Annotated in this window: 9 protein-coding genes and 1 pseudogene; 2 read left to right on the top strand and 8 right to left on the bottom strand. The window is 43.6% G+C overall.

What is annotated here, in order from left to right:
• Together IM477_RS08800 and IM477_RS08795 are read left to right on the top strand one after the other, a co-directional pair.
• A pseudogene (locus IM477_RS08800) lies at positions 1 to 297 on the top strand (hypothetical protein); the annotation flags it as partial.
• A 349-nt stretch (positions 298 to 646) separates the two neighbouring features.
• Entirely contained in the window at positions 647 to 2,173 is a 1,527-nt protein-coding gene (locus IM477_RS08795; protein WP_287731406.1) for a PEP-CTERM sorting domain-containing protein, read from the top strand.
• 270 nt (positions 2,174 to 2,443) lie between these two features.
• Here IM477_RS08795 and IM477_RS08790 read toward each other — a convergent pair whose 3' ends face one another.
• From IM477_RS08790 to IM477_RS08755, 8 genes are all read right to left on the bottom strand, one after another.
• Positions 2,444 to 2,902, bottom strand: a complete 459-nt coding sequence (locus IM477_RS08790; RefSeq protein WP_287731405.1) for a hypothetical protein — start codon at positions 2,900 to 2,902, stop codon at positions 2,444 to 2,446.
• A 43-nt stretch (positions 2,903 to 2,945) separates the two neighbouring features.
• On the bottom strand, positions 2,946 to 4,559 hold the full coding sequence (locus IM477_RS08785; RefSeq protein ID WP_287731404.1) for an ABC transporter substrate-binding protein: 1,614 nt from the start codon (positions 4,557 to 4,559) through the stop codon (positions 2,946 to 2,948).
• A gap of 158 nt (positions 4,560 to 4,717) precedes the next feature.
• Entirely contained in the window at positions 4,718 to 5,638 is a 921-nt protein-coding gene (locus IM477_RS08780; protein ID WP_287731403.1) for an FTR1 family iron permease, read from the bottom strand.
• A 34-nt stretch (positions 5,639 to 5,672) separates the two neighbouring features.
• Positions 5,673 to 6,107 carry a ferritin-like domain-containing protein gene (locus IM477_RS08775; protein WP_002731529.1) on the bottom strand — a complete coding sequence of 145 codons (435 nt, stop codon included), beginning with the start codon at positions 6,105 to 6,107 and terminating at the stop codon, positions 5,673 to 5,675.
• Between the two features lie 228 nt (positions 6,108 to 6,335).
• Positions 6,336 to 7,196, bottom strand: a complete 861-nt coding sequence (locus IM477_RS08770; protein WP_287731402.1) for a tetratricopeptide repeat protein — start codon at positions 7,194 to 7,196, stop codon at positions 6,336 to 6,338.
• A 389-nt stretch (positions 7,197 to 7,585) separates the two neighbouring features.
• The gene (ilvD, locus tag IM477_RS08765; protein ID WP_287731408.1) at positions 7,586 to 9,271 is read right to left on the bottom strand and encodes a dihydroxy-acid dehydratase; all 1,686 of its coding nucleotides are present in this window, start codon (positions 9,269 to 9,271) and stop codon (positions 7,586 to 7,588) included.
• 682 nt (positions 9,272 to 9,953) lie between these two features.
• Positions 9,954 to 10,280 (bottom strand): hypothetical protein, encoded by a 327-nt coding sequence (locus tag IM477_RS08760; protein WP_194018312.1) that lies wholly within the window; start codon positions 10,278 to 10,280, stop codon positions 9,954 to 9,956.
• The gene (locus IM477_RS08755) at positions 10,267 to 10,722 is read right to left on the bottom strand and encodes a hypothetical protein (protein WP_287731401.1); all 456 of its coding nucleotides are present in this window, start codon (positions 10,720 to 10,722) and stop codon (positions 10,267 to 10,269) included. Before IM477_RS08755 ends, IM477_RS08760 begins: the two co-directional genes overlap by 14 nt.
• Between the last annotated feature and the right edge of the window lie 209 nt (positions 10,723 to 10,931).

Here is a 10,931-nt window from a genome sequence, read left to right as displayed (position 1 = left end):
GGAATAAACTTGGGAGAAGATTCTGTTCTCGGTTTTCATCTTGTAGGGATTCTTGCTTTTTCCCTATCTACCCAGATCTTTTTCTTTTTGGCAACCCTTGTCTTGTCAGGTTTTGACCCACTTGTGTCCGTCAGTCAGGGCAGAGCCTTAAATATTCTGTTCCAAGGCAGAGCCTTGGAACAAGAGAAAAACAAGAAAAAATTTAGGGTAGGGGCGAAGCATTCGGATAGTAAATTTACGGTTTCAGCGATAGGTTATTGCCCGAATGCTTCGCCCCTACAAGCATTATGGGTTTGATAACTATTCATAATTATTGACAAGCAGAAACTATTGATTGAGGATAACAAAGACAATTATAATACTTTTGAATCACCGATAACCGTTTCAGTTTCATTGTTCTTAACAAAACTTAATATACTTCAATTTTCTCAAAAAAATTGACCCGCCTAACGGCGAGAAAAAAGTCAAAAAGGGGGAATAAATAATCAGTTTTTAATAACCAGATTTTGTATGACGGAGAGGAGTGTAAATATTTATAAATATGTAGCTTAGAATACAGTTGTGGGGGGGGGAGTGTGTATCATTCCGCTATCTGCTATTACGGTTGGGTTGGGCTGTTGGTTGATCTGGCTGTAATAGGGTGCGAATGGCATTAATTTATTTTTTATTTACACCAACAAAAACACGATTTAGGACTAAAAGAATGAAAAACCGCGCTTTTGCTCTTGGAACAACTTTTTTGGCTACACTGTGTCAAATAGGTTATGCAAATTCAGTTAAAGCTTTTTCTATCCCTAATCCATACCGACACTTCCAGCATCAGACGGAAAATACTGGAGTATGGACGGAAAAACTTATAGGATGTTGTTACGTCACTTCAGCAGCAACTGTCGCCATGTCCATTGCAGATAATAACGCTGGAATACAATTGAAGGGTTTCACGAATACGAGTCTAGGTGCTGAACTCTTTGAGGGTAATTATCTTAACTTTGCTAATCTTGTAGGGAATGCTAATGGTGTAAACTTTGTGCCGAAGTGGGTAGGTAATGGTGGCTGGGTAAATGCGCCTTGGTTTGTAGGAAATGATAAAGGTAATTTGAGAGTCAAAGATTATTACTTCGGAAAGAATTGGGCGACTATTCCGGAAACATTACCGAACTTGAACGTTGTGGGAGCGTTCGCCCTTATTGATGAAGTCTCCCCCACTGCGCCACCATACATCCGTGCTGGCAATAACAATCCTAATGTGCCTGGTGATTTTGAGTGGTGGATATACCATGTGGTTGGTGTCCATGAATTTAATTTTGATAATAAAACAATGAAGATCACTGATTCAAATAAAGATCGTGCAGATAACGAATTTTACGAACCGGATGGAGGTAATGGTATTTATCAATTGGGAGGAAATATTCTAAAAGGTCCTGGGGTATTAGATGATCTGTCATGGGATAATGCAGGAAAATTAACTAATAATGGTGGCATCGGGATAGATGATGAGGAACTAATTTCACTGCGTGTTATATACTTATTGACGACTCCTAATGATTTTGGAGATGCCCCTGATAGCTATAAGACTTTGCTTGAATCAAATGGTCCTCGCTATGATCAAGGTGTTCTTCAAAGACTGGGAGCGCAGTGGGATAGCGAAATTGACGGTCAACCGACAATCCTAGCAGATGGTGATGACAAGAGTATTTTGGGAGGATTTCCTACCCCAGTTGATGATGAAGATGGTGTAATCTTTGGGGATAGTTGGGTAGATGTAATTTTTAATATTACTCGACCTGAACAAGCTCAATACAATCTTCGTGCTTGGTGGGATCTCAATAAAAATGGAGTATTTGATCATGCGAACGAACTAATAATTGATGACAGGCTCGGACTGACAGCAGGGGTGTTGACCAAACGCTATAATAAAAACAATACATCTGGAAAACTAAACTTTGATCCACGTCGCTTTTATAGTCGTTTCCGTTTAACTTTCGATCCTATTGGCGACGTACTTCCTTTTGGTGAAGTCTTTTCACGAGATTGCCCCGATATTAATAATCCAACTAACTGTGTCTCTCATGGAGAAGTTGAAGACTACGCACCTATTCCCGAACCCAGTTCTATCTTTGGACTTCTCGCTTTCGGGGGACTCGGATTAATGGGACTTCGCAAGAAACGTTAATCCAATAGTTAGGGTTTGCTGAAAGAAGCTAGATAAAATTGAGTAACGCACAGAAAACGGGTTTCTCGGAGAAACCCGTTTTCTACTCATGCACTCATGCAAAAAAGGGAATAAATAATCAGTCTTTAATAACCAGATTTAGTATAACTACTTCTTGCATGAGTTCCTATCCTCAGCCAGAAATTGATTTTGTCCGATTTTACTGTCTGGAGTCTGTAGGGTTGATTCATGAATCAACCCTACCCCAGCAGCAATTGATTTTGTCCGATTTTACTGTCCGGGGGGAATAACTTCTAACGGAATACTTTCAGTTTCTCCATCTATAGATGGATTGACATCGAGACTTTTTTCTGCATCTGGAGTTTTTTCGAGCGCTTTGGTTTCCGGGGTGGGGGGATTTTCGGGGGGTACTTCTGGACTGGGGTTCTTTTCCGGGATGGGAGTGAATTCCACCGGGGTTTCGCTTTCAGGAGACGGGGAAACTTCGGGGGAAGCTTCGCTATTGCGGGTAGTTTCCGCGGGAGTTTCTTCTATCCGGGGAGATTCTGGGGTAGTTGCGGGGGTAGTTGCGGGGGTATCTGGGGGGGTGTCTTCGCTGATGTTTTGTTCTTCCTGGGGACAGGCTGCCGATTCTAAACCGAGATGACATCGGACTTCCTCCCGTCCCAAAGACACGGCAATTCCCGACACCGACATTAACAAAGCTAGGATGGGTAAGATATTGTTCATAAAATTAGACTTGATTCTACTCCTCGACATCACATTATCTATTTTAGATAGGATCGAATTGATATTGAGAACCCTTTGGCCCCTCATTGCCGCGATTAGCACGCACCAGGGGAACTTGATTAAAAATCTTAAAATCCGTGGTGCTTCCCTGCAAGGTGATTCCTCGATTTAAAGTTTCGACTACAGTAGCACGGTCAGAACTTTTAGCGATCGCTTCCCCTAATACTTTCATGGTATCGTAGGCGGTAGCAGTACGCCAACTGACGCGACCGCGCCAACTTTTCAGCGCATCTTTAGCAAAAGGATCCGTTGCTTGGAAACTCCAAGGTACTGCTAGAACTAATCCGTCGATGCTATCCGCTCCTTGAATAAGGATATCGGGTGTATAAAGTTCATTTCCGCCTAATAAGAGCATTCCTGACGATTCTTGGGCAATAGCCACGGCTTGATCTATGCGATCGCCGTCTTTACTCAGGGCCAAAAATACCACCTTAGCGCCGGCTTGTCTTGCCTGATCTATGGCGGTTTTAGCGTTAAAATTGGCTTTGGTTGTGTCTATTTCCTTAACTATCTTGCCTCCCGGTTCCTTTATTGCTTTAGCAAAGGAATCCCTTAATTTTTGACTATAGGGACTATCGGAATTATAAAACAGAACCACTGAGGGAGAATTCTCTTGCTTACTAGCATAATTAGCCAAAGTTTTGGCCACCGCTTCCAGATAACTGCCTAAAACTTCCTGAGATTTATCCTTAAGGGGAATAGTTTTCAGGGTTAATTTTCCCGTTTGACTAACACTGGTAGTCAGGGGAGAGAGAATCGCTAATCCTTCTTTTTCGTAACTTTCAATCGCTTTTTGACTAAAAGGATCGATTCCGTGGCCCATAACTGCCAAAACTTGACCGGATTGAATCAGATCATCAGCGATCGCTTTTGATTGTAACCCACCACCATCATTAGCGATGACTATTTCCAAAGGATTACCCGGATTAGAATTATTAAACTCCTCTTGATACCTTGCCACACCTCGGAGAATTTCCTTGGCGCTGTTGGGGTCGTTAGCGATGGGGACAACAACGGCTATAGTATTTTGATTACCTTTTTGTCTAGCTTTGGCGTTATTGTAATAGATTTTGCCTTCCGGATCGTTTGCTTGGGGAGTGGCTGCTAGTTGGTAAGATGCGATCGCATTTGCCCAATCTTCCTTTTTAAAGGCCGCTGCGCCTTTTTCTTTGTTAGGAGTGGAATTAAGCAGTATTTTCTCACCTTGGCTAAATAAATCGGGATTTTTAGCCGTATTACTCACCAAAGTTGCCTTGGGTTGCTTGTCTGGGGTTTTTTCTTGGACGACTGGGGAAGTATCGGGTTTGGGAATCAGCATTTGCAATAGACTCCAACCCCCTAAACCTGCGGTTAAAGCGGTAATTATCAAAGCGAAGGGAAGTAACCAGTTCGATTTTTGGCCGACTCTAGTTGTACCCCCCGGGGACACCACAACCGTGGTTTTAACCGTCGTTGTTACGGGATCCATCGCTTCCCTAGGCAGGCCACAGATAGGACAATCAGGAGTAGTATTGTCGCAGGGTTCATGACCTCCCGCAATCGCTTGCGGATAAGTTTTACCATCTTTAGGGATACCGTCACATTGCCAAGTAGTCATAATCAGTTATCAGTTATCAGTTATCAGTTATCAGTTATCAGTGGGTAAGTTATCAGATTTGAGTTTTAAGTGAGCAGTATGTGTTAAGTGAGCAGTATTAAATAGAAGTTTCCTGCTGTCTTTTTACTGTTTACTGTTTACTGATCACTGATTACTGTTTACTGTTTACTGGTCACTGTTTGAGGACGTTGTCGTAAGCTTTGGAAATAGAGGCCACCGATAAGCAGTAAAAAGAGGATATAGGCAACAATTTGACTGATATAGAGGTTTTGACGATAACCAAACAGGGATTTGAGGAGGAGTCCGGGGAAAGTGCGATCGCTCAAAATTTGGGAACCGTCCCAAACTTGAAAACCGAGAAGACAGGAGGAGGGGAGAGAAGGACAGAAATGGCGATAAAAAGGGTCAATTTCACTTAAAAGACTGATTCCTGCGTCGATATGTTTCAAAACACCGATGAGTAATCCCGCAACGATTAAGAGTAGGAAAGTCCCCATAATTTGGAAAAAGAGACGGATATTAATTTTTACTCCCCCTGCAAATAGGAGAATTCCCAACAAAGTCGCCACACTTAACCCCGCTATCGCGCCGAGAGTTTGTATCTGCCAATCTTTTTGGAATTGGGCCAAGATAAAGAGAACTGTTTCAAATCCCTCCCGCAAGACAGCGATAAAAACGAGCAGAAAAATCGCTTTTCCTGCCCCATTTTCCGATTTTAACCCCGCTTTTACCGCACTTTCTACCTCAGATTTCAAAGATTTGGCCTGTTGAGTCATCCAAATTAACATCCAACTCAACATCAAAACGGCAATCAGTCCAAAAGTAGCGGCCAGTAATTCCTTGAGCATTGGTACGAATGGACTAGGAGAGGCATCCACTTGCAAAAGGATTCCCCCTAGCAAAATACCGACCAAAACACTAGCGACCACTCCCGCACCAATACCACGATACACCCATGAGTTAAGTTGCGATCGACCCGATTTTTGTAAACAAGCGAGGACAATTCCCACCACTAAAGCGGCCTCGAAACCTTCCCGGAGAGTGATAATAAAAGTGGGTAAAGCGGAACTAAGATTCATAAGCTAGTCAATAAACTCTAGCTTTGATCCTAGCTTAAGCAAAATCCCGCAGCATCTTGCGAATTTCCAGATTGTGTAATTCTTCTTGTCCGATCATACCGCGAGCGAATTCTTCCAGGTAAATACTGGCATCTTCGACGGTTTCTAGGAGTGCTTTGTACAAATCAAGGGATTTTTTCTCATGATTGAGGCTCTCACTCAAGATTGCTTTGATATTGTGTTCATAGCTTTCCTCGATTGGGGCAATTTTTAAGCTAGGATGACCTTCTAAACCGGTGAGAATTTCCCCAACTTGTTGCGCGTGGGTGAGGGACTCCGTGGCCTGAGTCTGGAAAAATTGGACGATGGGGATACGATGGGGACCTGTCACCATCAGGGAATAGTGGGTGTAACGGACAACTCCCGCTAGTTCAAATTCCATGATTTCGTTCAGTTGTTCGATGGTTTTGTCTCTGTCTAGTTCTCGCATAAGATTCTCAATAATTTGTCTCTAATTGCAATTGTAGCTAATCCAAACCGGCTAAATGAATCTAAAAACCTTGTTGGCTAATATTTTTAGGCTTTTTTGCCATCAAAAAAGTGCCAGATATTGAAGTGATCAGGGGGAAATTTTAGGCACTTTTCCCTGAAAATGCCTAAAATCCCACACAACCCAGGACAAACCCTTTCAGCAAACCCTAGGTGCTGCAAAAAGACTTTAGCTGGGGGAATAGCAACTCAAGAGGTCATTAAAGGTTTCATTTTGCCTTAAACCATCGAAAACAAAGTTATTACGCACTAATTCGCCACATATATCCGGTTCTATGTCCATGGCTTCCCGTAAACAGTCGATCGCTTTTTCTTGTTGACCGAGGGCAGCATAACAGCAGGCGGCATTATACCACGCATAGCGATCATCTCGATCAATTTTTAACGATTCTTCATAACAGGCGATCGCTTCTGGTAAACGCTGTAATGCTTGTAAGATCACACCCTGTTGATACCAGGACCAGTAATCTTGCGGTCGGATATCGAGGGCGGTACGATAATTAAATAAAGCCTCTTGGGGATTGCCCCAATCCCGGAAAGCGTCGCCGCGACGATACCAGGCCCAATAATCCCGGGGTCGCGCCCCTAGGGCCAGATCATAGGAAGTGATAGCGCGTTCGTAATTTTTCAGCAATCGATAGGCCTCCCCTTGCCGGTAGGCCGCCCAATAGTCCCCCGGACTATGACTTAGGGCCCGTTGAAAACAAGCGATCGCTTTTTGGTAGTCCTTTAATTCCTGTAGATAAACACAACCTTGATCGTACCAAGCCCAATAGTTATCATCCTTTACCTGTGCGGCGTTAGCATAACTTTGAGCCGCTTCTTCATACATTCCCAAGTCTTCTAGTATCATACCCCTTTTGTACCATGCCCAATAATCATCTGGATAATATTCTAAGGCTTTTTCGTAGCTGATTAAGGCTCCAAAATAGTCCATTCTTTCTTTTAAAATATTGCCTTGGTCATACCAGTCCCGATAGGTATCTGGACGGCATTCGAGCGCTCGATAGACAGTGAGTAGATAGGTCATAGTTATTAATCTTTAACGGAGGCAGGAGTCGGTCGTCAGGAGGCAGGAGAATTAAGAATGAGCATTAATTAGGGCTGGCTGAATAAATGTGAAATGTAGGCCAGGTAAGGGTTTTGTGGCTTTACGAGCGAAACAGGTGCCAGATTTTGAGAGAATCATGCTTCAAAACCTTGTGTCTTCATCGGCCCGCGTCCTGTAGGGGCGAAGCATTCGGGCAATAACCTATCGGTGAAACCGTAGATTTTCTATCCGAATGCTTCGCCCCTACTTTTTGCCGCAAACCCTAATTAGAGCCGTCAGTCTTATCAGTTATCAGTTATCAGTGGGGGTGTTCGGTGGGCAGTGGGGGAAATGGCGATCGCAATTGATCGCCATTCCTAGTTATACTTTTAGAACAGATTCAGATCCGTTAAAGCGCCGAGACTGCTAGAAGAGACTAACTTGGCGAATTTGCCGAGAATTCCCGTTTTATAGCGTGGGGGGCGCGGTTGCCAATGGTTACGACGACGGGTTAATTCTTCCTCCGATACATTTAAACTCAAGAGACGCTGACGAGCATCAATAGTGATTTGATCCCCTTCCTCTACTAGGGCAATTGTACCACCCACCGCCGCTTCTGGAGCGACGTGACCAACTACCATGCCATAGGTTCCCCCGGAAAAACGACCATCGGTAATTAATCCCACGGAATCCCCTAAACCGGCGCCGATAATTGCCGAAGTGGGGGCTAACATTTCCCGCATACCCGGTCCGCCTACTGGTCCCTCGTAACGGACAACCACCACATCCCCGGCTTTAATTTTTCCGGCTAAAATTGCCTCTAAACAGGTTTCTTCCGACTCAAACACCCTGGCGGGCCCGGTGATTACCGGAGTTTTCACGCCGCTAATTTTGGCCACGGCCCCCTCTGTGGCCAGATTTCCTTTTAAAATGGCTAAATGACCCTCTTTATAGACAGGATTGCTAAAAGGACGGATAACATCTTGGCCTGAGGGCGGTTGGTCGGGAATATCGGCTAAAATCTCGGCGATAGTCTGACCGCTAATGGTTAGGGCATCCCCGTGCAGTAAACCATTAACCAGGAGAATTTTCATCACTTGGGGAATACCGCCGGCTTTATGCAGATCCACGGTAACGTAACGCCCGGAGGGTTTAAGATCGCAGATAACTGGTACACGCTGGCGGATGGTTTCAAAATCATCGATCGATAATTCTACCCCGATGGTGCGGGAAATGGCTAAAAGGTGCAGCACAGCGTTAGTGGAACCTCCCACCGCCATAATTACCGAAATAGCGTTTTCAAAGGCTTTACGGGTCAAAATTTGGCTAGGTAGAATCTGTTTTCTAACCGCCTCGACTAAAACCTTGGCCGATTCTTCGGTACTATCGGCTTTTTCTGCATCTTCGGCGGCCATGGTCGAGGAATAGGGTAAACTCATCCCCATGGCTTCAAAAATGGAAGACATGGTATTAGCGGTAAACATTCCACCACAGGAACCAGCACCGGGGCAAGCGTTGCGTTCGATTCCGATGAGGTCTTCTTCACTGATTTTACCGGCGCTGTACTGTCCTACGGCTTCAAAGGAACTGACCACGGTTAAATCGCAATCTTTGTACCGTCCCGGTTTAATTGTGCCACCATAGACGAAAATAGCGGGAATATTCATCCGGGCCATGGCAATCATTGCCCCCGGCATATTTTTGTCACAACCCCCGATAGCGAGGACTCCATCGAGACTTTGACCATTACAGACGGTTTCAATGGAATCGGCGATTACTTCCCTAGAAACGAGAGAATATTTCATCCCTTCTGTTCCCATGGAAATCCCGTCACTAATGGTGATAGTCCCGAAAAGTTGCGGCATTCCCCCCGCTAATCTGGTGGCTGCTTCGGCACGCATTGCTAAATCATTAATTCCCATGTTACAGGGGGTAATGGTGCTAAATCCGTTAGCGATGCCGATGATGGGTTTGCTAAAGTCCTCATCCCCAAAACCTACCGCTCTTAACATGGCCCGATTAGGACTGCGTTGGGTACCTTGGGTAACAATGCGACTTCTGTAGTTATCTGCCATAACTTTATCTTTCTCCAATGGCGGCTGACGGTTGCGATCGCTGCTCGAGTTCTCCAATCGCACCTTTATTTCTATTTTCTGACTTTTGGCCGCTCTGAGCAGGTTTTAGGACAGTCCATGTCTAAAGAAAATATAAAACTGCGGGATGATTCAGGGAACAGCCATCAGGAATCAGGAATCAGCAGTCAGACGAAATCCTGTTTAAAAAGTATGGGAGGGTGGCAAGCGCTAGAGTTGCAAAAGAACAAGCTTGAGCATTTGTAATAAAATTTCCCCTAATCAGTTTCAGTGCAGTACAGGTTATCGGCAAAAGCATCCATAATTAGGGTTTGCTGAATAAATGTGAAATGTAGGCAAGGTAGAGGTTTTGTGGCTTTTCTCGCGAAACAGGTGCAAGATTTTGAGAGAATCGTGCTTCAAAACCTTGCGTCTTCATCGGCCCGCGTCCTGTAGGGGCGATGAATTCGGGCAATAACCTATCGGTGAAACCAGAGATTTTCTATCCGAATGCTTCGCGCCTACTTTTGGCCGCAAACCCTAATTAGGGTTTGCTGAATAAATCAATTGGCTGCTGTGGGAAGCATGGCAGATGTAAAGGGTGCTAGGATTGCGCCTTGACAATATCACGGTTATTTAACCAGATATAATATAAGCTGTTCATCTGGGAAAGAAAAGGATTAATTTAGTAATACACCGAGTCATCAGAACGTTTGTAGAAATTGTAGGATGGCTTGATGCAAAATAGGGTTGGTAAACCATCAGCATCAATACAAAAGCAGATTGTCCCATTTTTTTGTAAATGGTAAGCTTCCGCAACGAAGGTTAGTTTGAAACCCGCATCCGTTGTTACCGTTAAAATTGTTGGTTCATTTTTGCTGAACAGTTCTTCATAAGATTTTTGTTCATACTCTTTACCAATCTTATCGACTTCTTGTCGGAGAATTTGATAATTACGAATGAGTGTCTGTCTTTGTTCCTTGCTTAAAGGAAATAAGTTAGCTAGTTTCATTGATTTCTCCTAATAAAAAAAAACAGAGTTCATCTAGCGGTAAATTCTTCATAGAAAAATGAGAAATATACTGCTGAATCTTACTAATTTTAATTGGGGGAAACCGTCTAAGTTCATCAGACCAATATTTCAATACTCCCACTTCTCCATAAACATATATTTGTGCCAGCCAAGATAAAAAATCTCTCAGGATAGCATCAGACATAAAATAAAATCCCCAATCTATTACATGATAGCGATCGCCGATATTATCTGGCAAATTCAAATTAACATCTGGACGTTTCTCAAATTCTGACAAGCTATATAGAGCATAATTAGACAAACCGCAATTAGAAATATTTGCCGCCTCAGCTTCAGCCAGCCATGAATCTAGCTTTTGCCCAAAATGCTTTTCAATTCGCAAGACTTTTGAGGAGATTAATAGGCAAAATTTCGCACTCATAGTTAACTTTTACCTAAATGGAAGAATGGGACACTTGAAGACAAATTTTAGATGTTTGTGGGTGGTAGTAAAGCAAGAGATAGTCAAAATTAGTAAGTAGGGTCTGCTGAATAAAGCTAAAAACCTTACAGGAAAGGGCTTTTAGCTTGATTGAGAGCTTCCCAAATGCACTTAAATCTGCTAGAATCGCTCAAAACCCCTGCATCTTC

The sequence above is a fragment of the Microcystis sp. M090S1 genome (assembly GCF_020246295.1).
GTDB classification, from domain to species: domain Bacteria; phylum Cyanobacteriota; class Cyanobacteriia; order Cyanobacteriales; family Microcystaceae; genus Microcystis; species Microcystis aeruginosa.
This window is presented reverse-complemented; position numbering and strand designations above follow the sequence as displayed.